Source organism: Streptomyces sp. NPDC050315, assembly GCF_040655775.1.
Taxonomy (GTDB): domain Bacteria; phylum Actinomycetota; class Actinomycetes; order Streptomycetales; family Streptomycetaceae; genus Streptomyces.
Genome location: NZ_JBFAKN010000006.1, coordinates 455,928 through 479,388, shown reverse-complemented (window position 1 = coordinate 479,388; position 23,461 = coordinate 455,928). Strand labels below are relative to the sequence as shown.

The window sequence follows — 23,461 nt, the reverse complement described above, 5'->3', positions numbered from 1 at the left end:
GTCCCTACTTGCCGATGCCAGTTGTCATTTGCCCCACCAGAGTAAGGGGCGAGCCCTGACCGTGTGGCTCAGCTGCGCAATGCCGCCGGACGTCCCTCGGCCACGGGTGAGGTGGCGTCCAGGTGCGCCCAGACGATCAGCCGGTGACTGTGTCCCCACTCCGGCTCGCAGGTCGTCAGGGTGAGGTAACGGCCGGGGCCGTCGTAGCCGGATGCGCGCGGTACGGGGTCGATGACTCCGACGTCGCTCGGCAGGGTGCGGTAGGGGCGCTTGTCGATGCGGTACGTGAACCACGTCGTGCCGTCACTGATCACGACCGCGTCGCCGGGGCGCAGCCGCGGGAAGTCCTTGAAGGGGTCGCCGTAGGTGCGGCGGTGGCCCGCGACGGCGAAGTTCCCGGTCGCCCCGAGGCGTGCGGTACGGGCGTAGTGGCCGAGGCCCTTCTGCAGGGTGCCGGTGGCGGTGCCCTCCAGGACGGGCTTGGCCCAGTCGCGGCCGAAGCGGGGGATGTACATGACGGCGAAGGGCTCGCCATCGCGGTACGCGGGCGGTGCCGGTTCCCGCGGCTTGTCGTCGTCGGGAGCGGGTGCGGCGTTCGCGACCGGCCCCGTGGACCAGCGGTCCTGCAGCCGGCCGAGCTCGCCGTCCATGGCGCTGTCGGCCCGTACCCCGGTCCAGTACAGGACGTAGACGACGAAGAGCACGATCAATGTGCCGATGGTCAGGCAGAGCTCGCTGAAGGTCCTGACGACCAGCCGTACCGTCATCCCGGCCGCCCCCTCGTGCACGCTCCCCGCGCGCTACGGCTTCACAGGCTGTGCGTAGTGGAGATCCACTGTGCCGGAGTAGCCGCGCAGAGTCATCGCCCCGTGCGGCTCGACTTTCCAGCCGAGGCCGTACGCCTCGACGTACTGGAGGTAGTTCTGGATGGCGGGTGAGGCGTTCAGGGAGTCGGTCAGCGCCTGGCGGTCGCCCACGGCGGTGACCGTGTACGGCGGCGAGTAGACCCGCCCCTGGAGGATCAGCGTGTTGCCGACGCAGCGCACCGCGCTGGTGGAGATCAGCCGCTGGTCCATGACCCGGATGCCCTTGGCGCCGCCCTGCCACAGGGCGTTGACCACGGCCTGCAGGTCCTGCTGGTGGATGACCAGGTCGTTGGGCTGCGGCTCGGGGACGCCGGGGATCTGGGCGGTGGCGTTGGGCGGGGCGTCGGTGAGGGTGACGGTCAGGCCCTGGCCGCTCACCTTCTTCGTCCCCGCGTTCTCCTCCAGCGCCTCGACCCGGGCCTTGTCGGCGTCGCTGCTGCCGCTGTCCTCGCCGGCGAGGCGGTCGACGTCCGAGCGCAGGGAGGCGTTCCGCTCGTCCTGGATCTTGTTCTTATGGCTGTGGTCCTGGATGAGGTCCGACAGCCGCAGCATCGAGTCGTCCGAGCGCAGGTTCGTGCCGCGCGCGGTGTCGAAGCTGATCCAGAAGAGCAGCCCGGCCAGCGCGAAGACGACGAGCGTCAACAGGCGTACGGGACGCAGCCGCAAACGAGAGCGGCGGCCGGGGGAGTCAGCGGAATTGCTCAACGTACCCTTACTCCTTACGACGCCGCGGAAGCACTACGCTAACGGACGCCCCGGGGGAGCACCCGATCCCCGACGCCTCCCACCCGGTGCCGGCCTTTGTACATCCGCGCGGTTACGCAGCGCATCGACAGGAGAGTTCCTCGTGCCGAAGTCACGGATCCGCAAGAAGGACGACTTCACGCCGCCGCCGTCGGCGAAGCAGACCTCGATCAAGCTGAACTCGGGGCGGGGCTGGGTGGCGCCGCTGATGCTGACGATGTTCCTGATCGGGCTGGCGTGGATCGTGTGTTTTTACGTGACCGAAGGTGACCTGCCCATCAAGACGATGGGAAACTGGAACATCGTGGCCGGCTTCGGCTTCATCGCGGTGGGCTTCGGCGTCTCCACGCAGTGGAAGTAGCGCCCCGAGCGCAAGCTGTACCCAAGGCCATCCACACGGTTATCCACAGCCGGGGAAAACTTCAGAAGATCTGTGGATAACCCCTGTGGGGTTGACGCTGATCACACCGGCGGCGGGCACCGCCGGCGACCCGCACTACCCCGCTGTACTGCGGAAACGTCCCTGCAGCGGCCCCCCTTGCCGGGATTCTGCACGGTGCGCACAGGGGCCGACACGAGCTGTGGACAAGTGAACGGGCGATCACTCCGGACGGGTGTCCAGGGCGCTCGGGCGGGAGTGGTGTGACTCCTGTGGGTGATGAGCGGGCTCCACCAGGAGCCCGCGTCCGTTCAGCCGGTGAGCTGGACCGTGCGGGTCCACACCACCGCGACGATCACCAGGAGCGCCAGTACGCAGGCCGCGGCCTGTATCGCGTTCCGGCGGCCGCGCGGCGCGTGCACCATGGCGTACGTCACCGCGGCGCCCACCACCAGGCCGCCCACGTGTGCCTGCCAGGCGATGTTCGGCCACAAGAACGTGAAGGCCAGGTTCAGGCCGAGCAGGATCAGTACCGGCTTCATGTCGTAGTTCAGCCGGCGCAGCAGCACCGCCGTGGCGCCCAGCAGCCCGAAGACCGCGCCGGACGCGCCCAGCGACGGTTGGTTCTGCGCGGCGAGCAGGTACGACAGGGCGCTGCCGCCGAGCCCGGCGAGGAAGTACAGCGCGAGGAACCTGACCCGGCCGAGCGCCGCCTCCAGCGGCGGCCCCAGCCACCACAGCGAGAGCATGTTGAACGCGATGTGCATGACCTGCTGGTGCAGGAACATCGCGGTGACCAGGCGGTACCACTCGCCGTGCGCGACGCCGACCAGCCCCAACGAGCCGGGATCGAAGGCCAGGCCCACCATGTCCAGCGCGTTGACCAGCCGGTCCCCGACGGCCATGACGGCCAGGAAGACCGCGACGTTGACGCCGATGAGGATCTTGGTGAGCAGCCGCGGATCGGCGGTGAGCGCACCGCCGGCGACCGTACGTGGGCGGCTCGCACCCGGGGCGTGGCCGGTACCGCCGCCGCTGCGTACGCACTCCGGGCAGTGGAAGCCGACCGAGGCGCTGACCATGCACTCCGGGCAGATCGGCCGCTCGCAGCGGGTGCAGCTGATGCCGGTGGCCCGGTCGGGGTGGCGGTAGCAGCGCGGCGAACCGTTTCCGCCCTCGGACGGATCGTTTCCGCCGTGGGCGTCCTGCGGTCCCTGTGGATTGCCTGGCGCCTGCTCCATCGCTTCCCCTCGTCCTGAATGGCGCACGGCCCTGACAAGCTGCGCGCCCCGCCTGGTCTACGACCGGGCGGGGCGTTATGGTTCCACGCCGCCCACGGTCGGCCGCGGGCAGGGGTGGCGGAGAGGTCCTCGTGCAGCGGGACCCAGAGGCCCTCGCGCGGCGGAACTCAGCGGGTCTCGATGACGACCTGCTCGATGACCACGTCGTTCACCGGACGGTCGGTGCGCGGGTTGGTCTGGGTGGTCGCGATGGCGTCCACGACCTTCTTGCTGGCCTCGTTGGTGACCTCACCGAAGATGGTGTGCTTGCCGGTCAGCCACGCGGTCGGGGCCACGGTGATGAAGAACTGCGAGCCGTTGGTGCCCGGGCCGGCGTTGGCCATGGCCAGCAGGTACGGGCGGTCGAAGGAGAGGTCCGGGTGGAACTCGTCGGCGAACTCGTAGCCCGGACCACCGGTGCCGTTGCCCAGCGGGTCGCCGCCCTGGAGCATGAAGCCGCTGATCACCCGGTGGAAGATGGTGCCGTCGTACAGCTTGTCCGTGGACTTCTGTCCGGTCGCCGGGTTGGTCCACTCCCGCTCGCCCTTGGCGAGTTCGACGAAGTTCTTGACCGTCTTCGGGGCGTGGTTCGGCAGAAGCCGAAGTTCGATGTCGCCCTGGTTGGTCTTCAGGGTGGCGTAGAGCTGCTCAGCCACGATCTACCTTCCATAAGTCTGCACTGACGGTTACCGATCCTCGCACGAACGGGCCCGCCCGTCCCCCGCCCGCCACCTCATACCCGGTGTTCGCACTGATTTCCCCCCTCTGGTGGGGTTTTCGCCGCCGACCAGCGGGGACCCGTACATTCCGGTCCGGCCGGCGGCCATACGTCCGTACCGGCGGACCGACCCCAACCGCAGACAGCCCGCAGACAGACCGCTGACAGGGGGCGAGAAACCGCCGAATCCCGTTACCGCGGCCGGAAGCCGCCGAAGCGGCGCGCGCCGCGCCGAACCGTGGCATTGTCATCACAAGGCGCCCGAAGTCCGCATTGACCCGGATGCCCGCCTGCACATGCCGTACGTCCGTCGCGCAGGCATGATCTGCAAGCGGGCGGAGAGGCGTCACTGCAGACGTGGGCAAGCGCCCCCGAGCCCGGACACGCCACCCGATGAGGAGGATCCCGTGACCCGCAAGGACAGCGTGCGCGCCGCCACCGGAACGGCCAAGGACAGCGTGCGGCACGCCGCGGAGGTGGTGGCTCCGTATGCCGGCACGGCCAGGGACACCGCCGTGCACCTCACGCACGAGGCGCGCACCAAACTGGCCCCCAAGGTGACCGTGGCCGCCCATCAGGCGCGTCAGCAGTACGACGCCCGGCTCCAGCCACGCCTGGAGCACGCGCGCGGCGCGCTGCCCCCGAAGGTGGACGCCGCCGCCACGAAGGCCGCGGCCCGCACCCGTAAGGCCGCCCGCCAGGCCACCGACTACACCGCGCCGCGTGTGGAGAAGGCCGTTCGCAGCGCCCGTGCCGCCGCCGAGCCCGCCCGCGAGGAGGCCATGCTGCGCGGGGCCGCGGCCGTGGCGGCGCTGCGCGGACAGGTCACCGCCGCCGAGATCGAGAAGCTCGCCAGGAAGCACCGCCGCCGGGCCCGTACCGGAAAGGCCCTCAAGCGGGTCACTCTGCTCGGCATCCTCGCCGGCGGCGCCTTCGCCGCGTGGAAGTGGTGGGACAAGCAGGCCAACCCCGACTGGCTGGTCGAGCCGCCCGCCGCCACCGAGGTCGGCGAGCGCGCCCCGCTCAGCGCCGTGGACGGCAGCCCCGGCGCGGTCCTGGACCCAGAGGTCCAGGCCAAGCAGGCGGAGTCCGAAGCGGACGAACGTGACGGCGGCAACCGCACCTGACCCACCGCCGCACCGCACAGCAGAACGCCCCCCGAGCGCTTCACGCAGCTCGGGGGGCGTTTGGGTGTGGAGCCTAGGGGAGTCGAACCCCTGACATCTGCCATGCAAAGACAGCGCTCTACCAACTGAGCTAAGGCCCCGTCGCGCACCAGAGTACCCGGTACCCGCTCGCTTTCCCGACCGGGTATCGCTACGGGCCGTCGCTCTCCGTAGGATGCTTCGCGAGATTCGCGGCAGCGAAGCGAAGGGGAGACGCCATGGATGCAGCACAGCAGGAAGCCACCGCGCGCGCTCGGGAGCTGCAGCGCAGCTGGTACGGAGAGCCGCTGGGGGCGCTCTTCCGTCGCCTCATCGACGATCTCGGGCTCAATCAGGCCCGGCTCGCCGCTGTGCTGGGCCTCTCGGCGCCCATGTTGTCGCAGCTGATGAGCGGCCAGCGCGCCAAGATCGGCAACCCGGCCGTGGTCCAGCGCGTACAGGCGCTCCAGGAGCTGTCGAGCCAGGTCGCCGACGGCAGCGTGTCCGCGGCCGAGGCCACCGACCGGATGGACGAGATCAAGAAGACGGCGGGCGGTTCGGTGCTGAACAACACGACGCAGACCGCCACCACGGGGGCCACCACCGTGCGTCGCGTCGTGCGCGAGATCCAGTCGCTGCTGCGGTCCGTCGCGGCGGCCGGCGACATCATCGAGGCCGCGGATTCCCTCTCCGCCACCCACCCCGAACTGGCAGAGTTCCTGCGGGTCTACGGGGCGGGCCGGACCGCCGACGCGGTGGCCCACTACGAAGCGCACCAGAACTAGTCCGGAAATCGCTACGCAGCACACCGGAATCAGCCAGGCAGGCAGCTTGTCGAGGGAGCGGACGCGGCGCCATGGGTGAGGTCTTCGCCGGCAGGTACGAGCTCATCGATCCGATCGGGCGGGGCGGGGTGGGCGCCGTGTGGCGCGCCTGGGACCAGCGGCGCCGGCGCTACGTCGCGGCGAAGGTGCTCCAGCAGAGCGACGCGCACACGTTGCTGCGCTTCGTACGGGAACAGGCGCTGCGCATCGATCACCCGCACGTGCTCGCGCCCGCCAGCTGGGCCGCCAACGACGACAAGGTCCTGTTCACCATGGACCTGGTCAACGGCGGTTCGCTGGCGCACCTGGTGGGCGACTACGGCCCGCTGCCGCCGCGCTACGTGTGCCTGCTGCTGGACCAGGTGCTCTCGGGGCTGGCCGCGGTGCACGCAGAGGGCGTGGTCCACCGGGACATCAAGCCCGCCAACATCCTGCTGGAGGCCACCGGCACCGGGCGGCCGCACGTGCGGGTCTCCGACTTCGGCATCTCGATGCGCAAGGGCGAGCCGCGGCTCACCGAGGCCGATTACGTGGTCGGGACGCCCGGTTACTTCGCGCCCGAGCAACTGCTGGGTGCCGAGCCGGACTTCCCCGCCGACCTCTTCGCGGTCGGCCTGCTCGCCCTGTACCTGCTGACCGGCAACAAGCCGGACTCCCAGGCGCTGGTCGAGCACTTCACGCAGCACGGTGTGCCCGGCGCGCCCGAAGGCGTGCCCGAGCCGCTGTGGCAGGTACTGGCGGGTCTGCTGCAGCCCGACCCGGACGCCCGCTTCAAGACGGCGAACGGCGCCCGCAAGGCGGTCCTCTCGGCCGTCGAGCTGCTGCCCGAGGAGACGGTCGAGGACGAGATCGTCGAGGTCTTCGACCTCATCGGGCCGCTGCCTTCGGGGTACGGGCCCGAGGGGCCGGTCGGCGGCGGTGCGCAGGGGGGCGGGCCGGGCGGTGGCACGCAGGGCGCAGGAACGGTCGGTGGTCCGGTAAGTGGCGGAACGTTCGGTGGTCCGGTGAGTGCCCCTCGGGTGCCGGGTACCGGCAGCTTCCCGTCGGCACCGCCCCGCCCGCAGGAGCCCCCCACCCCTACGCCGACGCCCCTCCCGACGCCCTTCCCGGCCCCCGGTGTGCAGCCGTACGAGCCGCCGGTACGGACGTACGAGCCGACCGCCGGGGCGCAGCAGGACCTGGCGCAGACCCGGCCGTACACGGTCGGGCAGCCACGCGTCCCCGGTCAGGCCGCGGCGCCCGCCGCTCCTGGTGCGCCCGCCGCATCCGGTGCGCAGCACGCGAAACCGGCCCGCCCCGGGCCGCCCCCGAAGGTCGCCGTGCCGGTCCTGGTCGTCGCGCTGCTGTGCATCGCGGTGGGGGTCTGGGCCCTGATGGCGAGCTGACGCGACGCCCTAGCTCTGCGGCGGTCGGCTTCCCGGCGCCCGTCCGGACCCCTGTCCGAACCCCTGTCCGGCGTCCTGAGCGCCGTTCTGAGCGCCGTACGGCTGCTGCCCGGGGATCTGGGCACCCTGGCCGCCCGGCGCGCCCGCAGCGGGCCCCGTGGCCGCCATGGTGATCGCCGCCTTGCGCCGCGCCCTCGCCGTCCACACCCCGAGACCGGCCAACAGCGCCGCGCCGATGCCGATGCCCGCGTACCCCACCGTCCGCAGATGGCCGCTGCGCTCCGCCTCGGACGCCGCCCGGCCCGTCTCCGCCAGGCCCCGGTCCTCGGACGTGACGGAGAAGGCGGTCGCCGGCTCCGCGTACTGAGGGCCGGGCTTCGCCGCGCCCTTGAGGCCCACCCGGAGCGTGAGGTCCGCGTCCTTCTTGAAGAACTGCGCGGCGTCCGGGTTGAGCGACACCTCCAGGTAGTACCAGCCCGCGAAGCGCATCGGGCTGACGGCGTCGTCGTCACTGAAGCGGTTGCCGTAGTCCACCGGCGCGGTGAACAGCCGCACCGGCGTCTGCTTGCCCTCGTACGCCTTGAAGCTCTCGTCGCTGACCAGGCCGCGCGCCGGGTTGTACGCGGTCAGGCCGAGCGCCTCCGGGACGAACGAGGAGATCCCCGTGCCCGGTTTCCGTGCGGTGCTGGACAGTTCGGCGCTCACGTTCAGCTGCTGTCCCCAGTCCACCGGCACCCGGTAGAAGCGGGTCTCGCCGGGCCTGATGCGGTCCTTCCACTGCCCCTCGCCCACGGAGGCGGCGTCGTTGAAGCTCGTGCCGCCCTTGACGGTCTTCTGCTTGCCCTCCGTGGGCGGCGCAGGCGTGGCGCTGCTCCAACTGCCCTTACCGGGTTCGGCGGGCGCCGCCCCCGTAAGGCGGGGCTCGGTCACGTAGTGCAGCTCGACCGGCCAGCTGTCGGGACCCGAGGTCGCGTCCCCGGGCCGTTCGACCACCGCGTAGTACGGGCCCGCCTGCTGACACTCCGACAGATCGCTGCCGATGCGACGCGAGGCGTAATCGCCGATCGGATAGGCGGTCTTGCCGCCGTGGAACCGCACGTCGCCGTCGGGACCGCAGGTCGCGCCGTTGCTGTCCTGCACGGAAACGGTCAGCCCGTCGGTGTAGTCCTCCACCTTCGTGTCCGGCGCCGGCGCGGCCACCGCCGATACGTAAGCGGTGGAACTGCCGTCCAGTTCGAGGGCGTAGAGCTTCTTCTCGCCGCGCTTGAGGGAGTCGGTGTACGTACCGGGGTCGATCTTCGGCGCGTCCCCGGTGCTCGTCTTCCCCTCGACGGGTTTGGCATCCGGCGCGGGCGCATACGTGGGCAGCGCGTCCGCCGCCGTGGCCACCCCCGGCAGCACCGCCAGCACGCCGAGCGCCACTGACCCTGCCAGTCCCCTCCTGATCGTGCGCCGCGTCACCACGTACTACCCCTCATCGTCCCGAACCCCCACCGGTACCGGCACTGCGCCGCCCATCCTGCCAGTTTGCTAGCGCAACTTAATGATGTGCTACCGCAAACTCAAGGTACGAGGCATTACGGTCCCGCAACGACCATCGGAAACGACGCTGAACACAGACGAAACCCCGGCCACCGCACAGCGCGGCAACCGGGGTTTCGTACGTACGTGCTGGGGCTCACACGCCCGAACCTGCGGGCACGGAGTCGGTCGCCTCCGTCCACAGATCCTGCTCGGCGCGATCCGCCTGGATCTGGCGGTACACGAGGAGCCCGCCGATGGCGGCCAGTGCGACCAGGAGAAGCTTCTTCACCGCGCGACCTCGTCTTTCGTTGACGTAGGGGACCTTCGGGGGCCGATGATACACACCGGTCGATATCAATCGGTGACCTAGCCCGACCCCAACTGTCGGCAAGCACAAACGGATCGGCCCGGGCGGAGAACTCTCCGTCCGGGCCGATCCTTGCCGGTGGGGCTAACAGGACTTGAACCTGTGGCCTCTTCCTTATCAGGGAAGCGCTCTAACCGTCTGAGCTATAGCCCCTGGCTTGGTGCCGCCTCGCTGGCTGCACCGAAAGATTAGCGCACTTCAGAGCCATGACCCAAATCGATAGTCGGCGGGGGCCCGAAAGGCCGTCGGCAGCCGCTCGCATCAGGTCATTCGTCCTCGGCCAGGGTCAGCTCCACGCCGCCCACGAAGCCCGCCGAGAGGTTGTAGATGAACGCGCCGAGCGTGGCCAGCGCGGTCGCCAGCACCACATCGATCACCGCGATGACACCGGTGAACAACAGCACCCGCGGCAGCGACAGGAACGACTCCAGATCGAAACCGGAACCGCCGTCGGAGCTGGTGGCCTCGCTGATCGTGCCGCCGACCGTGGAGAAGACGCCCATCGCGTCCATGACCATCCACAGCACCGACACCGCCACCAGCGTGCACAGCCCCAGCGCGATCGACAGCAAGAAGCTGACCTTCATCACCGACCACGGGTCCGCGCGGGCCACGCGCAGCCGGGCCTTGCGCGTACGCGGGGCCGTACGGACGCCCGTACGGGGCACGCGCATCCCCTGCTTGCCCCCGCCTGTCGCGTACGCCGACGGCGGGCGGTACGGCTGCCCCTCGGCGCCCTGCGGGCGGGGCTCGGGCTGCGGCTGCGCCTCGGGCTGCGGCTGCCTGGTGTCGGTCACGGTTCCCCCCTCGGAGGCGGCCTCCTTGCGGGGGCCGCCCTCAGCATCGGAGCCACGGGCGCCGTCCTTCACGGTCGCGGGCCCGGAGGACGAGCTCCGCCCGTCGCCCGATCCGCCCGCCTGCGCACCCGTGGCTCCACTCACGACCTACTCCTCGCGCTACTCCGCCGCGGGCTCCTCGCCCCCGGCCGCCGGGGCCTGGGCGTCCGCCGCGTCGGCCGACCCGCCCTCCACGAAGGCCTCGACCTCCTCGGCCTCGCGACCGGCCTCGGCGTTCCGAGCGATACCGACGACGGCATCGCGCTTGCCCAGATTGATCAGTTGGACGCCCATGGTGTCACGGCCCGTCTCCCTGACCTCGTCGACCCGCGTGCGGATCACCCCACCGCCGAGGGTGATCGCGAGGATCTCGTCGCTCGCCTCGACCACCAGCGCGCCGACCAGCTCACCCCGATCCTCCACGATCTTGGCGGCCTTGATACCGAGGCCGCCGCGGCCCTGGACGCGGTACTCGTCGACGTTCGTGCGCTTCGCGTACCCGCCGTCGGTGGCGGTGAACACGAAGGTGTTCGCCCGCACCACGTTCATCGAGAGGAGCTCGTCGCCCTCGCGGAAGCTCATGCCCTTCACGCCGGAGGTCGCACGCCCCATCGGGCGCAGCGCGTCATCCGTTGCGGTGAAGCGGATCGACTGCGCCTTCTTGGAGATCAGCAGCAGATCGTCCTCGCCGGAGACCAGCTCGGCGCCGATCAGCTCGTCGTCCGAGCCGTCCGCCTGCTCGCGCAGGTTGATGGCGATGACACCGCCGGACCGCGGCGAGTCGTAGTCCTTCAGCGGCGTCTTCTTCACCAGGCCGGCCTTGGTGGCCAGGACCAGGTACGGCGCCGCCTCGTAGTCGCGGATCGCCAGGATCTGCGCGATCTGCTCGTCCGGCTGGAAGGCGAGGAGGTTCGCGACGTGCTGGCCGCGCGCGTCCCGGCCCGCGTCCGGCAGCTCGTACGCCTTGGCGCGGTAGACCCGGCCCTTGTTCGTGAAGAACAGCAGCCAGTGGTGGGTGGTGGACACGAAGAAGTGGTCGACGATGTCGTCTTCCTTGAGCTTCGTGCCGCGGACGCCCTTGCCGCCGCGCTTCTGCGAGCGGTAGTCGTCGGTCTTGGTCCGCTTCACATAGCCGCCACGGGTGATCGTGACGACGATGTCCTCCTCGGCGATCAGGTCCTCGATGGACATGTCGCCCTCGAAGGGCACCAGCTTGGAGCGACGGTCGTCGCCGTACTTGTCGACGAGCGCGGTCAGCTCGTCGCTGACGATCTGCCGCTGCTTCTCCGGGGAGGCCAGGATCGCGTTGTACTCGCGGATCTTGGCTTCCAGCTCGTCGTGCTCGGCGGTGATCTTCTGCCGCTCCAGGGCCGCCAGCCGCCGCAGCTGCATCTCCAGGATCGCGTTCGCCTGGATCTCGTCGATCTCCAGCAGGTCCATCAGGCCGCCGCGCGCGTCCTCGACCGTCTGGCTGCGCCGGATCAGCGCGATGACCTCGTCGATGGCGTCCAGGGCCTTGAGCAGACCGCGCAGGATGTGCGCCCGCTCCTCGGCCTTGCGCAGCCGGAACTTCGTCCGGCGGACGATGACCTCGATCTGGTGCGTCACCCAGTGGCGGATGAACGCGTCCAGGGACAGCGTGCGCGGCACGCCGTCGACCAGCGCCAGCATGTTGGCGCCGAAGTTCGTCTGCAGGTCGGTGTGCTTGTACAGGTTGTTCAGCACGACCTTGGCGACGGCGTCCCGCTTGAGCACGATGACCAGGCGCTGGCCGGTGCGCGAGGAGGTCTCGTCGCGGACGTCGGCGATGCCGCCGATCCGGCCGTCCTTCACCAGGTCGGCGATCTTCTGCGCGAGGTTGTCGGGGTTGGTCTGGTACGGAAGCTCGGTGACCACCAGGCACTGGCGGTTCTGGATCTCCTCGACCTCGACCACGGCGCGCATCGTGATGGAGCCACGGCCGGTGCGGTACGCCTCCTCGATGCCCTTGCGGCCCACCACCAGCGCACCGGTGGGGAAGTCCGGGCCCTTGATCCGCTCGATCAGGGCGTCCAGCAGCTCCTCGTTGGAGGCTTCCGGGTGCTCCAGCGCCCACTGGGCGCCGGCCGCGACCTCGCGGAGGTTGTGCGGCGGGATGTTGGTCGCCATGCCGACCGCGATGCCGGCCGAGCCGTTGATCAGCAGGTTCGGGAAGCGCGACGGCAGGACCGTCGGCTCCTGGTTACGGCCGTCGTAGTTGTCCTGGAAGTCGACGGTCTCCTCGTCGATGTCCCGGAGCATCTCCATCGACAGCGGCGCCATCTTGCACTCGGTGTACCGCATGGCCGCGGCCGGGTCGTTGCCCGGAGAACCGAAGTTGCCGTTGGAGTCCACCAGCGGCATCCGCATCGACCACGGCTGCGCGAGGCGGACCAGCGCGTCGTAGATCGAGGAGTCGCCGTGCGGGTGGTACGTACCCATGACGTCGCCGACGACGCGGGCGCACTTGTAGAAGCCCTTCTCGGGGCGGTACCCGCCGTCGTACATCGCGTACAGGACGCGGCGGTGCACCGGCTTGAGGCCGTCCCGCACGTCGGGCAGGGCGCGCGAGACGATGACGGACATCGCGTAGTCGAGATACGAGCGCTGCATCTCGGTCTCGAGCCCGACGGGCTCGACGCGCATGCCCACGCCTTCGATGGCGGCGGGCGCGCCCTCGGCGGTCACGCCGTCCGGGGTCATGGGGGGATTCTCGTCGGCCATTGCTGTTCAAAGTCCTTTCGAGCTGCGGCTGTTGTTCGGGCCGACGGGCTCAGATGTCGAGGAAGCGGACGTCCTTGGCGTTGCGCTGGATGAACGAGCGACGCGCTTCGACGTCCTCACCCATGAGCACGGAGAACAGGTCGTCCGCGCGGGCCGCGTCGTCCAGCGAGACCTGGCCGAGCACACGGTGGTCGGTGTCCATGGTCGTGATGCGCAGCTCTTCGGCGTTCATCTCGCCCAGACCCTTGAAGCGCTGGACCGAGTCGTCCTTGATCCGCTTGCCGGCCTGCTTGCCCAGCTCGATCAGGGCGTCGCGCTCGCGGTCGGAGTAGGCGTACTCGAAGTCGTCCCGGCCCCACTTGATCTTGTACAGCGGCGGGCGGGAGAGGTACACGTGCCCGGCCTCGACCAGCGGCCGCATGAAGCGGAACAGGAAGGTGAGCAGCAGGGTGTTGATGTGCTGGCCGTCGACGTCGGCGTCCGCCATCAGGATGATCTTGTGATAGCGGAGCTTCTCGATGTCGAAGTCCTCGTGGACCCCGGTGCCGAAGGCCGAGATCAGCGCCTGGACTTCCTGGTTCTGCAGGATCTTGTCGACCCTGGCCTTCTCGACGTTCAGGATCTTGCCGCGGATCGGGAGGATCGCCTGGTACTCCGGGTTACGGCCGGACTTGGCCGAGCCGCCGGCGGAGTCACCCTCGACGATGAAGATCTCGCACTTGGTCGGGTCGTTGGACTGGCAGTCGCTCAGCTTGCCCGGCAGCGACGCGGTCTCCAGCAGGCCCTTGCGGCGGGTCAGGTCGCGCGCCTTGCGGGCGGCGACGCGGGCCGTGGCGGCCTGGATGCCCTTGCGGATGATGTCCGCGGCCTCGTTCGGGTTCCGGTCCAGCCAGTCCGTGAGGTGCTCGTGCACGACCTTCTGGACGAAGGTCTTCGCCTCGGTGTTGCCCAGCTTGGTCTTGGTCTGGCCCTCGAACTGGGGCTCGCCGAGCTTGACGGAGATGATCGCCGTCAGACCCTCGCGGATGTCCTCACCGGTGAGGTTGTCGTCCTTCTCGCGCAGCAGCTTCTTGTCCCGCGCGTACCTGTTGATCAGGCCCGTCAGCGCGGCGCGGAAGCCCTCTTCGTGCGTACCGCCCTCGTGGGTGTGGATGGTGTTCGCGAAGCTGTAGACACCCTCGGTGTACTGGGTGTTCCACTGCATCGCGATCTCCACCGAGAGCATCCGCTCCTTGTCCTCGGCCTCGATGTCGATGACCGTGGGGTGGACCGTCTCGCCCTTGCGGGAGTTCAGGTACTTCACGAAGTCGACGAGGCCGCCTTCGTAGTGGTACTTGACGGTGAGCGGCTTGCCGTCCTCGTCGACGTGCGCCTCGCGCTCGTCGGTGAGCTGGATCGTCAGCCCCTTGTTGAGGAAGGCCATCTCCTGGAAGCGCCGCGAGAGCGTCTCGAAGGAGTACTCGGTGGTCTCGAAGATGTCGCCGTCGGCCCAGAAGGTGACCGAGGTGCCGGTCTCCTCGGTGGCCTCGTGCTTGGCGAGCGGCGCGGTCGGCACACCCGCCTTGTAGTCCTGCGTCCAGCGGTAGCCGTCCGTCTTGACCTCGACGGAGACCCGCTGGGACAGGGCGTTCACGACGGAGACACCGACGCCGTGCAGACCACCGGAGACGGCGTACCCGCCGCCGCCGAACTTGCCGCCCGCGTGCAGCACGGTGAGCACGACCTCGACGGCCGGCTTCCCCTCGGAGGGGATGATGCCGACGGGGATGCCACGGCCGTTGTCGACGACGCGCACGCCGCCGTCCGGGAGGATCGTGACGTCGATCGTGTCCGCGTGGCCGGCCATCGCCTCGTCGACGGAGTTGTCGACGACCTCCTGGACGAGGTGGTGCAGACCACGCTCGCCCGTGGAGCCGATGTACATACCCGGTCGCTTGCGAACCGCGTCCAAGCCCTCAAGGACAGTGATCGCACTGGCGTCGTACGACTTCTCTTCCGAGGAGCCGCCACTGGCGACGGCAGGAACCCCCTCTTCGGTAGAAGCCGTGATGTTCTCGTTGAGGTCGCCGGAGTCGGCCACGAAGCGCCCTTTCTGGCACAGGCACGAGCCTTCTCCTGCCGCCGGCGGGAAGGCCCCGTGCCGGTCAGGAGCGGCTGCGTCGTTCGACATGTTCCGCGAGTGGGCGGGATTGCTACCAGTCTACCGGTAGCGCCGACACTCATGGGGGTTTGCGGGCGCCTGAGTCCTCACGTGCCGCCCTGAACTGGCGTCCGCCGACTCCCCATATGCGAGACGGGCCCCCAGGACGCTCACACCGGCACTCAGCGCTTCGGGCTGTCAACCTCCGACTACGGTGAGCGGAGTCTCATGCGTCACATCAGAACATCCCAGGCATGTCGCCCGTACGGACACCCGCCACAGGGGCGGTTTCACGTGAAACAGAGGGGTTCGGCCGGGCGAGCGTGTGGTTTCACGTGAAACGGTCACTCCGGGCGCGCGGACACGGCTCAGCCGTACGTGTCGCCGGGCCCCTTGCTCCCCGGAGCCCGCAGCGAGCCGTACCGGCGGGGCGGGCCACCCGGCCCCAGCACCTTGATGATCTTTACCGAGCCATGGCCCAGGTCCTCGTTCAGCCGCGCCACCAGCGTCGGCGCGAGCAGCCGCAGCTGCGTCGCCCACGCCGTCGAGTCGCACTGCACCGTCAGTACCCGGGCGTCCTCGTCGTACTTCTGCGGCTCACAGTGCTGCGCCACCTCCGCGCCCACCAGCTGCGGCCAGCGGCCCATCACCCCGCCGACCGCGGCCGGCGTCTCCCAGCCACGCTCGGTGATCAGCCGGTTGATCGCCGCACCCAGCGGCAGCGGGTCCCGGCCGTCGGCGCGCGCACCGGAACGGAGCCCGCCCCCGCGCCGGGCCTGCTTCTTCTGCTGCGCAGCCGCACCCCGGGCCCGTGCCTGCTCCTTCGCGGCCACCAGCGCCTGCCGCGCCAGATCGACACCGGACAGCTCCGGCGGCTTCGGCTGCTCGGGTCCCGCAGGCTCCTGAGGACCGGACTGCTCACTCACTTACGACACCTTCTCCGCCGTGCCCTCGGAGACCGCGAACCGCGCTCCCGCCAGCACGCCCGGCACATCGTCGTCCACCGCCGCCGTCACCAGCACCTGCTCGCCCGGCGCCACCAGCTCGGCCAGCCGCTCCCGGCGGCGCGCGTCCAGCTCGGCGAAGACGTCGTCCAGTACGAGGACCGGCTCATTGCCCTCGGCCCTCAGCAGGTCGTACGAGGCCAGCCGCAGCGCCAGCGCGTACGACCAGGACTCGCCGTGGCTCGCGTACCCCTTCGCCGGCAGCCGCCCGAGCTTGAGGACCAGGTCGTCCCGATGCGGACCGACCAGCGTCACGCCCCGCTCGATCTCGTTCTTCCGCGCCTCGCCCAGCGCCTCCATGAGCAGCCCGTACAGCTCCTCACGGTTCGACGCCTCCGCCAGCCGCTCGCCCACCGAACCGCGGTAGTCCAGCCCGACCGGACCGCCGCCCGGCGCCAGCCGCTCGTACGCCTTGTCCGCCAGCGGCTGCAGCGTCGCGATCAGGTCCAGCCGCTGCGCCAGCAGCTCCGCACCCGCGCGCGCCAGATGCTGGTCCCACACGTCCAGCGTGGACAGATCCATCTTCCGGCCGCCGTGCCGGCGCGCCAGGGCCGCGCTCTTCAGCAGGGTGTTGCGCTGCTTCAGCACGCGGTCGTAGTCCGAGCGCACGCCCGCCATCCGCGGCGACCGCGCCGTGATCAGCTCGTCCAGGAAGCGCCGCCGCTCACCCGGATCGCCCTTCACCAGGGCCAGATCCTCGGGCGCGAACAGGACCGTCCGTACGATGCCGAGCACGTCACGCGGCCTGACCTGCGAGGATCTATTGATCCTGGCCCGATTGGCCTTGCCGGGGTTCAGCTCCAGCTCGATCAGCTGCTGCCGCTCGCCCTGCACCACCTGTGCCCGGACGATCGCCCGCTCCGCGCCCATGCGGACCAGCGGCGCGTCGGAGGACACCCGGTGGCTGCCGAGGGTGGCGAGATAGCCGACCGCCTCGACGAGATTGGTCTTCCCCTGGCCGTTGGGCCCGACGAAGGCCGTGACGCCCGGATCGAGCGGGACCTCGACCCGGGCGTACGAGCGGAAGTCGGCGAGCGACAGATGCGCGACATGCATGGGCGGCGCCGACCTCCCCCGGCGTAATACTGCTGCGGTGCCGGGGAAAACGCCCCGGCACCTGGGATTACTTCTTGTTCTCGACCGCGTGGCCGCCGAACTGGTTCCGCAGCGCGGCGATCATCTTCATCTGCGGAGAGTCGTCCTGACGCGAGGAGAACCGCGCGAACAGCGACGCGGTGATCGCCGGCAGCGGCACCGCGTTGTCGATCGCGGCCTCGACCGTCCAGCGGCCCTCACCGGAGTCGGCGGCGAAGCCCCGCAGCTTCTCCAGGTGCTCGTCGTCGTCCAGCGCGTTGACCGCCAGGTCCAGCAGCCAGGAGCGGATGACCGTGCCCTCCTGCCAGGAGCGGAAGACCTCGCGCACGTCCGTGACGGAGTCGACCTTCTCCAGCAGCTCCCAGCCCTCGGCGTAGGCCTGCATCATCGCGTACTCGATGCCGTTGTGGACCATCTTCGCGAAGTGGCCCGCGCCGACCTTGCCCGCGTGCACCGAGCCGAAGTCGCCCTCCGGCTTGAGCGCGTCGAAGATCGGCTGGACCTTCGCCACGTCCTCGGCGGCACCGCCGTACATCAGCGCGTAGCCGTTCTCCAGGCCCCACACGCCACCGGAGACGCCGCAGTCGACGAAGCCGATGCCCTTGGCACGCAGCTCCTCGGCGTGCTTCTCGTCATCCGTCCAGCGGCTGTTGCCGCCGTCCACGACGATGTCGCCCTCGGACAGCAGCTCGCCCAGCTCATCGATGGTCGCCTGGGTGGCGGCGCCGGCCGGCACCATGACCCACACGACGCGCGGACCCTGCAGCGAGTCCACCAGCTCCTTGAGGCTGCCAACGTCAGCGAGGTCCGGGTTGCGGTCGTAACCGATGACCGTGTGGCCTGCGCGGCGGATGCGCTCGCGCATGTTGCCGCCCATCTTGCCGAGACCGACGAGACCGAGCTCCATCAGAGACCCTCTTTGCACATAGTCGTTGCCCTTGTACCTGACCTACGACGAGCCTACGCCCGAAGGGCCGTGCACAGCTGTGGGCTCAGCCGCTCATAAGCCGCAGGTCAACCGCGTCATCCGGGCAGCCGTACGGAGCGGGTCCGTACGGCCTTCCGGGCGTGTGCACAGCCTGTGGACGCAGGGCCACGGCCGGGGCGGAGCGGGCCGTCAGCCCGACAGGCGGACCGGCATGATCAGGTACTTGTACGCGTCGTCCGCCTCGGCGTCGGCGGCCGGCTTGCCACTCAGCAGCGCGGGCTTGGTCGACGTCGTGAACGACAGCTGCGCGACCGGGGAGTCGATCGCCGACAGGCCCTCCAGCAGGAAGCCGGGATTGAAGGCGATCGAGATGTCGTCGCCGTCCAGCTGCGCGTCGACGCGCTCTACAGCCTGTGCATCGTCGCTGGAGCCGGCCTCCAGGATCAGCACGCCCTGCTCGAAGCTGAGCCGCACCGGGGTGTTCCGCTCGGCCACCAGCGCCACACGCTTGACGGCCTCGACGAAGGGGGCCGTCTCGATCACCGCGACGGAGTTGAACTCGGTCGGGAAGAGCGTGCGGTACTTCGGCAGGTCGCCCTCGAGGAGGCGGGTGGTCGTCCGGCGACCGGCGCCCTCGAAACCGATCAGGCCCTCACCGGCGCCGGAGCCCGAGAGCGCCAGCGTGACCGTGTCACCGCTGCTCAGCGACTTGGCAGTGTCCAGCAGCGTCTTGGCGGGCACCAGCGCGACCGCGGAGGCGTCCGGGCTCTCCGGCTTCCACAGGAACTCGCGGACCGCGAAGCGGTAGCGGTCGGTCGAGGCGAGCGTGACGGTGTCGCCCTCGATCTCGATGCGGACACCGGTGAGCACCGGGAGGGTGTCGTCGCGGCCGGCGGCGATGGCGACCTGGGCGGCCGCGGAGGCGAAGACCTCACCGGGGACGGTGCCGGTGGCGGTGGGCATCTGGGGCAGCGCCGGGTACTCCTCCACAGGAAGGGTATGGAGGGTGAAGCGCGAGGAGCCGCAGACGACGGTCACTCGTACACCGTCTGTGGAGATCTCCACCGGGCGGTTCGGCAGCGCACGGCAGATGTCGGCGAGCAGGCGGCCGGAGACGAGGACCGTGCCCTCCTCCTCGGTCTCCGCGTCCACCGAGACACGTGCCGAGACCTCGTAGTCGAAGCCGGAGAGGCTCAGGGAGCCGTCCTCCGCCTTCAGCAGCAGGCCCGCGAGGACGGGCACCGGCGGACGGGCCGGGAGGCTCTTGGCCGCCCAGGCCACTGCCTCCGCGAGTACATCGCGCTCCACCCGGATCTTCACCGGAAACCGCCTCCTGCTGTTGCTGGCTCTTCGCCCTGCTGGCCTTCGTCGTCGGCTGGGTTGCCGGAGACCAGTCTGACGCACGCCACCGACAGTCGGTGCGGCTCGGGGTCAAGTCGGGGCGGGAGCTCGAAGAGGCCCGGTCCCCAAGTTGTGCACAGCACCCGATTCGAAACGAGTTCCCCGCTACATATCCGTGGTCGTAGTAGTAGGGGCTGTGGAAACCGTGGACAACCGGCTTTTCGCAGGTCAGCGCCCGTTTTTTGTCCACCGGGGGCTGTGGGTGCAGCCGTGGATAAGCCGGCGGTTCTGTGGACCGCCCGACGTTGTGCACACCCGATGCACAGGGGAGGCCGGTTTCTCCCCAGCGCCGTCCCCAGTTTTACCCAGGTTCCCCACAGCCCAACCCGGCACTTTGGTGTGACGGCTTTCACTCGACCCGGTGAGCGGGGGTGTTGCCTTGCCGAACAGTGGACAGCGGTGTGGACGAGGTGTGTACAACGCCGCATTCCCTGTGGGCGGCCGGTGGACAGTCGCGTGCGCACACTGTGGACGAGATCTTTGTCCACACCCTGTGGATGACGGTTGTCCGCAATTCCACACCCTGCTGACCTGGGATGATCCGTTGGCGGGTGGCCTCCCTGTGGACGCTGTTGGGATAACTCTGCAGTCCCCAGGGTGTGGAGGGAAGATTCTCGCCCAATCTGTGGAGAGAGGCCGTGTCCTCGTCAGAAATCGAACAGTGCTGGGGAGTTCGGAGCCGGCGAGGAGCGGGTTCCACAGCGTGGGGACGGCTCGGGACGACCGGAAGGCCTCCCGTACGGCGTTCTTGAGGTGCCCTCAATGGCGAAGGGCGCCCCGGGAGTTGTCCCGGAGCGCCCTGTGCGCGTCCGCGGCCGACGCCGCCCGCGTCAGCCGTTCTTGATGCGGTTCGTCAGCTCGGTCACCTGGTTGTAGATGGAGCGGCGCTCCGCCATCAGCGCGCGGATCTTCCGGTCGGCGTGCATGACGGTCGTGTGATCGCGGCCGCCGAAGTGGCCGCCGATCTTCGGCAGCGACAGATCGGTCAGTTCGCGGCACAGATACATCGCGATCTGCCGCGCGGTCACCAGCACCCTGCTGCGTGAGGAGCCGCACAGGTCGTCCACCGTCAGCCCGAAGTAGTCGGCGGTGGCGGCCATGATCGCGGTGGCGGTGATCTCGGGGGCCGCGTCCTCGCCCCCGGGGATCAGGTCCTTCAGCACGATCTCGGTGAGGCCGAGGTCCACCGGCTGCCGGTTGAGCGAGGCGAAGGCCGTGACCCGGATCAGCGCCCCCTCCAGCTCGCGGATGTTGCGCGAGATCCGGGAGGCGATGAACTCCAGTACCTCCGGCGGCGCGTTCAGCTGCTCCTGCACCGCCTTCTTGCGCAGGATCGCGATACGGGTCTCCAGCTCGGGCGGCTGGACGTCCGTGATCAGGCCCCACTCGAAACGGTTCCGCAGCCGGTCCTCCAGCGTCACCAGCTGCTTGGGCGGCCGGTCACTGGAGAGCACGATCTGCTTGTTCGCGTTGTGCAGCGTGTTGAACGTGTGGAAGAACTCCTCCTGCGTCGACTCCTTGCTCGCGAGGAACTGGATGTCGTCGACCAGCAGGATGTCCATGTCGCGGTAGCGCTTGCGGAACGCGTCCGCCTTGCCGTCGCGGATGGAGTTGATGAACTCGTTGGTGAACTCCTCCGAGCTCACGTATCTGACCCTGGTACCGGGGTACAGGCTGCGGGCGTAATGGCCGATCGCGTGCAGCAGGTGCGTCTTGCCGAGCCCGGACTCGCCGTAGATGAACAGCGGGTTGTACGCCTTGGCCGGGGCCTCGGCGACGGCGACCGCCGCCGCGTGCGCGAAGCGGTTCGAAGCGCCGATCACGAAGGTGTCGAAGAGGTACTTGGGGTTCAGCCGCGCGGTGGGCTCACCGGGGCCGGTCGCCGGCGCGGGCTGGGCCGCGAGCGGCCCGGGGGCGCCGCTGGGCGCGGGCAGGTTGCTGCCGGGGCCCGCGTGCCGTCCGGGGCCGCCCGGCTGGTGGCCGTCGGAGTCCCGGTGCTGCGGGGACTGCTCGTACGGAGAGCGCTGGGAGTCGGCGTGCTGCCCGGGGCCGGGGCGGTCGGCGCCCTGCCGACGGTAGTCGTCGGCATTCTGCGAGCGGTAGTCATCGGTTTGTGACCGGTAGTCGTCGCTCTGCGACCGGTAGTCGCCGGGTCCGGGGCGACCGTGCTGCTGCAGGTGCGACGGCGTGGCATAGGGGTCGCGCTCGGGGAAGCCACCGAGCCGCTGCTGCTGCCAGCCGTAGTCGTCGTGCCGGCCGGAGTCGTCGCCCAGGCCGGAGCGGTGGTCCTCGGAGTGCTGCGGCCAGGCGCCGGGCGCGGGCCGCGGCTGCGGGTGCTGCTGCTGGTACTCGGGGTAGGCGGGGCGCACGGTGGGCAGCTCGTCGCTCTGGTGGCTGCCGTGCCGGCCGTCGCCGTGTCCACCCTGGGGTACGCCCTGCGGACCGTTTTCGTGGCCGCCCTGATGCCCGTTATGCCGACCGTAACCCTGGCGGCCGTCGTAGCTTTCGTACGCATCGTGCGAGAGCTGGGGCTGCTGCGTGGGGAGGTGCTGCTGGGGCGGCGCGGGGGGCTGTGGTGCCTCGGCGGTGTCGTCGACGGTGATCGCGATGCGGATCGGACGGCCGCACTCGTGGCTCAGCGCCTCGCCGATCAGCGGGGCGAGCCGGCCTTCCAGTACACCCTTCGCGAATTCGTTGGGTACGGCGAGCAGCGCGGTGTCGGCGACGAGGGCGAGCGGCTGGGTCCGCTTCAGCCAGTCCTGGTCCTTGGGCTTGAGGCTGTCGCTCTCCGCCCGGAGCAGGTGGTCGAGGACCCGCGGCCACACTGCGGCAAGATCTGCAGGGACGTCAGCCACAGAGCACGCTCTCTCACAGTCCCACGAATGTGTGATTCTCAGGACGGGCGGGAAGGAATCGGAGTTCAGCCACGGTAGTCAGCTGACCCGCGCGTGTTCAAGTTGTTGTCCACAGCCTGTGCACAGCGTGTCCTGTCCTAGAGCCGGTTTGACCGGATGATGCAGCCGCGCGTACCGTGACCAGGTCGAGTTGTCGATGGCTGCTGCCGCCTGCCTCCGATGGGCAAAGATCGCGCCCAGCGATCGTGTAGCGGTGCACTCGGGCGTATGCGAGCTACTCGTGGGCGCACGGTGACAGCCAGTCGACGCCCCACACCTGTCTCGCAAGAGGCAACAATCTTTCCTGGAGCCCCCGAGTGAGCAAGCGCACCTTCCAGCCGAACAACCGTCGCCGCGCCAAGACCCACGGCTTCCGTCTGCGCATGCGTACGCGTGCCGGCCGCGCGATCCTCGCGTCCCGCCGTGGCAAGGGTCGCGCCCGCCTGTCGGCCTGACAGCCCGGCCTCTAGGTCCATGACGTGCTGCCTACCGAGAATCGGCTGAGGCGGCGCGAGGACTTCGCGACCGCGGTACGCCGGGGACGCAGGGCCGGGCGCCCGCTCCTTGTCGTCCATCTACGCAGCGGTGCAACGGACCCGCACGCAGCGGGGGAAATGGTTCCCCCGGCGCGTGCGGGTTTCGTCGTGAGCAAGGCCATCGGCAACGCTGTGGTGCGGAACAAGGTCCAGCGTCGGCTCCGCCACCTCGTGCGCGACCGCCTGGACCGGCTGCCCGCCGGTAGCCTGGTGGTTGTACGTGCGCTGCCCGGCGCGGGTGAGGCGGACCATGACGCGCTCGCTCGTGATCTTGATGCCGCGCTGCAGCGCCTGCTGAGGACCCCCGGGCGGGACCCAGGAGGGGGCGCTCCGTGAAGTACCCGCTGCTGCTGTTGATCAAGTTGTACCAGTGGACCATCAGCCCCTTGCTGGGCCCGGTCTGCAAGTACTACCCGTCGTGTTCGCACTATGGCTATACGGCCATCGACCGGCACGGCGCGGTGAAAGGTACCGCGCTGACCGCCTGGCGCATCCTGCGCTGCAATCCGTGGTCGCTCGGTGGTGTCGACCATGTACCGCCCCGGAAGCACCCGGTCTGGCACCAGCGGCTGAGGAGCCGCCTGGGCGGGCCCACCGTCCATGTTGAGCCTGCCGCACAGCCCGAGACTCAGCCCAACGCCCAAGGAGCTTGA

21 protein-coding genes and 2 tRNA genes are annotated in these 23,461 nt (G+C 69.6%); 7 read left to right on the top strand and 16 right to left on the bottom strand.

What is annotated here, in order from left to right:
- Positions 1-68: 68 nt before the first annotated feature.
- Both AB0I82_RS24460 and AB0I82_RS24455 read right to left on the bottom strand, forming a co-directional pair.
- Positions 69-767, bottom strand: coding sequence for a class E sortase (locus AB0I82_RS24460; protein WP_363259475.1), 699 nt, complete (start codon positions 765-767; stop codon positions 69-71).
- A gap of 33 nt (positions 768-800) precedes the next feature.
- Entirely contained in the window at positions 801-1,571 is a 771-nt protein-coding gene (locus tag AB0I82_RS24455) for a DUF881 domain-containing protein (RefSeq protein WP_363259474.1), read from the bottom strand.
- A gap of 142 nt (positions 1,572-1,713) precedes the next feature.
- On the opposite strand from AB0I82_RS24455, the gene crgA reads away from it, so the two are divergent.
- The gene (crgA, locus tag AB0I82_RS24450; RefSeq protein WP_363259473.1) at positions 1,714-1,971 is read left to right on the top strand and encodes a cell division protein CrgA; all 258 of its coding nucleotides are present in this window, start codon (positions 1,714-1,716) and stop codon (positions 1,969-1,971) included.
- 329 nt (positions 1,972-2,300) lie between these two features.
- Here the strand turns inward: crgA and AB0I82_RS24445 are convergent, their stop codons facing one another.
- Both AB0I82_RS24445 and AB0I82_RS24440 read right to left on the bottom strand, forming a co-directional pair.
- On the bottom strand, positions 2,301-3,230 hold the full coding sequence (locus AB0I82_RS24445; protein WP_363259471.1) for a rhomboid family intramembrane serine protease: 930 nt from the start codon (positions 3,228-3,230) through the stop codon (positions 2,301-2,303).
- A gap of 167 nt (positions 3,231-3,397) precedes the next feature.
- The gene (locus AB0I82_RS24440; protein ID WP_363259470.1) at positions 3,398-3,925 is read right to left on the bottom strand and encodes a peptidylprolyl isomerase; all 528 of its coding nucleotides are present in this window, start codon (positions 3,923-3,925) and stop codon (positions 3,398-3,400) included.
- A gap of 469 nt (positions 3,926-4,394) precedes the next feature.
- On the opposite strand from AB0I82_RS24440, the gene AB0I82_RS24435 reads away from it, so the two are divergent.
- Complete coding sequence (locus tag AB0I82_RS24435; RefSeq protein WP_363259469.1) at positions 4,395-5,114, top strand: DUF5324 family protein; 720 nt, start codon at positions 4,395-4,397, stop codon at positions 5,112-5,114.
- 67 nt (positions 5,115-5,181) lie between these two features.
- On the opposite strand, the gene AB0I82_RS24430 is transcribed toward AB0I82_RS24435, so the two are convergent.
- Positions 5,182-5,254 (bottom strand) — tRNA-Ala (locus AB0I82_RS24430).
- Positions 5,255-5,371: 117 nt separating this feature from the next.
- Here AB0I82_RS24430 and AB0I82_RS24425 point away from each other — a divergent pair.
- Both AB0I82_RS24425 and AB0I82_RS24420 read left to right on the top strand, forming a co-directional pair.
- A complete protein-coding gene (locus AB0I82_RS24425; RefSeq protein ID WP_030259400.1) occupies positions 5,372-5,917 on the top strand; it encodes a DNA-binding protein in 546 nt (181 codons plus the stop codon).
- 71 nt (positions 5,918-5,988) lie between these two features.
- Positions 5,989-7,341, top strand: coding sequence for a serine/threonine-protein kinase (locus AB0I82_RS24420; protein WP_363259468.1), 1,353 nt, complete (start codon positions 5,989-5,991; stop codon positions 7,339-7,341).
- A gap of 9 nt (positions 7,342-7,350) precedes the next feature.
- On the opposite strand, the gene AB0I82_RS24415 is transcribed toward AB0I82_RS24420, so the two are convergent.
- The 11 genes from AB0I82_RS24415 to dnaA all read right to left on the bottom strand — a co-directional run bounded on the left by AB0I82_RS24415 (position 7,351) and on the right by dnaA (position 22,233).
- A complete protein-coding gene (locus AB0I82_RS24415; RefSeq protein WP_363259467.1) occupies positions 7,351-8,805 on the bottom strand; it encodes a hypothetical protein in 1,455 nt (484 codons plus the stop codon).
- Between the two features lie 214 nt (positions 8,806-9,019).
- Positions 9,020-9,154 carry a DLW-39 family protein gene (locus AB0I82_RS24410; RefSeq protein ID WP_003958712.1) on the bottom strand — a complete coding sequence of 45 codons (135 nt, stop codon included), beginning with the start codon at positions 9,152-9,154 and terminating at the stop codon, positions 9,020-9,022.
- Positions 9,155-9,311: 157 nt separating this feature from the next.
- Positions 9,312-9,385: transfer RNA gene (locus tag AB0I82_RS24405), tRNA-Ile, on the bottom strand.
- A 113-nt stretch (positions 9,386-9,498) separates the two neighbouring features.
- On the bottom strand, positions 9,499-10,173 hold the full coding sequence (locus AB0I82_RS24400) for a DUF3566 domain-containing protein (protein WP_363259466.1): 675 nt from the start codon (positions 10,171-10,173) through the stop codon (positions 9,499-9,501).
- Between the two features lie 15 nt (positions 10,174-10,188).
- A complete protein-coding gene (gene gyrA / locus AB0I82_RS24395; protein WP_363259465.1) occupies positions 10,189-12,810 on the bottom strand; it encodes a DNA gyrase subunit A in 2,622 nt (873 codons plus the stop codon).
- A 49-nt stretch (positions 12,811-12,859) separates the two neighbouring features.
- Complete coding sequence (gene gyrB, locus AB0I82_RS24390) at positions 12,860-14,890, bottom strand: DNA topoisomerase (ATP-hydrolyzing) subunit B (RefSeq protein ID WP_363259464.1); 2,031 nt, start codon at positions 14,888-14,890, stop codon at positions 12,860-12,862.
- Positions 14,891-15,318: 428 nt separating this feature from the next.
- A complete protein-coding gene (locus tag AB0I82_RS24385; protein ID WP_030259421.1) occupies positions 15,319-15,876 on the bottom strand; it encodes a DciA family protein in 558 nt (185 codons plus the stop codon).
- Complete coding sequence (gene recF, locus AB0I82_RS24380) at positions 15,877-17,010, bottom strand: DNA replication/repair protein RecF (protein WP_363259463.1); 1,134 nt, start codon at positions 17,008-17,010, stop codon at positions 15,877-15,879.
- 67 nt (positions 17,011-17,077) lie between these two features.
- The gene (gene gnd / locus AB0I82_RS24375; RefSeq protein ID WP_363259462.1) at positions 17,078-17,956 is read right to left on the bottom strand and encodes a phosphogluconate dehydrogenase (NAD(+)-dependent, decarboxylating); all 879 of its coding nucleotides are present in this window, start codon (positions 17,954-17,956) and stop codon (positions 17,078-17,080) included.
- Positions 17,957-18,166: 210 nt separating this feature from the next.
- The gene (gene dnaN, locus AB0I82_RS24370) at positions 18,167-19,297 is read right to left on the bottom strand and encodes a DNA polymerase III subunit beta (protein WP_030259430.1); all 1,131 of its coding nucleotides are present in this window, start codon (positions 19,295-19,297) and stop codon (positions 18,167-18,169) included.
- A gap of 911 nt (positions 19,298-20,208) precedes the next feature.
- Positions 20,209-22,233 (bottom strand): chromosomal replication initiator protein DnaA, encoded by a 2,025-nt coding sequence (dnaA, locus tag AB0I82_RS24365; RefSeq protein WP_363259461.1) that lies wholly within the window; start codon positions 22,231-22,233, stop codon positions 20,209-20,211.
- A gap of 356 nt (positions 22,234-22,589) precedes the next feature.
- Here dnaA and rpmH point away from each other — a divergent pair, with 356 nt between their 5' ends.
- The 3 genes from rpmH to yidD are packed head-to-tail and all read left to right on the top strand — an operon-like array spanning position 22,590 to position 23,461.
- Positions 22,590-22,727 (top strand): 50S ribosomal protein L34, encoded by a 138-nt coding sequence (rpmH, locus tag AB0I82_RS24360; RefSeq protein WP_003949374.1) that lies wholly within the window; start codon positions 22,590-22,592, stop codon positions 22,725-22,727.
- Positions 22,728-22,751: 24 nt separating this feature from the next.
- Positions 22,752-23,144, top strand: a complete 393-nt coding sequence (gene rnpA, locus AB0I82_RS24355) for a ribonuclease P protein component (RefSeq protein ID WP_363259460.1) — start codon at positions 22,752-22,754, stop codon at positions 23,142-23,144.
- Positions 23,141-23,461, top strand: a complete 321-nt coding sequence (gene yidD / locus AB0I82_RS24350) for a membrane protein insertion efficiency factor YidD (protein WP_030259434.1) — start codon at positions 23,141-23,143, stop codon at positions 23,459-23,461. Before rnpA ends, yidD begins: the two co-directional genes overlap by 4 nt.

Coding starts and splice junctions, on each gene's coding strand:
- gyrA (WP_363259465.1), bottom strand. CDS start 12,810: ATGGCCGACGAGAATCCCCCCATGACCCCGGACGGCGTGACCGCCGAG.
- gnd (WP_363259462.1), bottom strand. CDS start 17,956: ATGGAGCTCGGTCTCGTCGGTCTCGGCAAGATGGGCGGCAACATGCGC.
- AB0I82_RS24445 (WP_363259471.1), bottom strand. CDS start 3,230: ATGGAGCAGGCGCCAGGCAATCCACAGGGACCGCAGGACGCCCACGGC.
- recF (WP_363259463.1), bottom strand. CDS start 17,010: ATGCATGTCGCGCATCTGTCGCTCGCCGACTTCCGCTCGTACGCCCGG.
- AB0I82_RS24460 (WP_363259475.1), bottom strand. CDS start 767: ATGACGGTACGGCTGGTCGTCAGGACCTTCAGCGAGCTCTGCCTGACC.
- AB0I82_RS24425 (WP_030259400.1), top strand. CDS start 5,372: ATGGATGCAGCACAGCAGGAAGCCACCGCGCGCGCTCGGGAGCTGCAG.
- AB0I82_RS24420 (WP_363259468.1), top strand. CDS start 5,989: ATGGGTGAGGTCTTCGCCGGCAGGTACGAGCTCATCGATCCGATCGGG.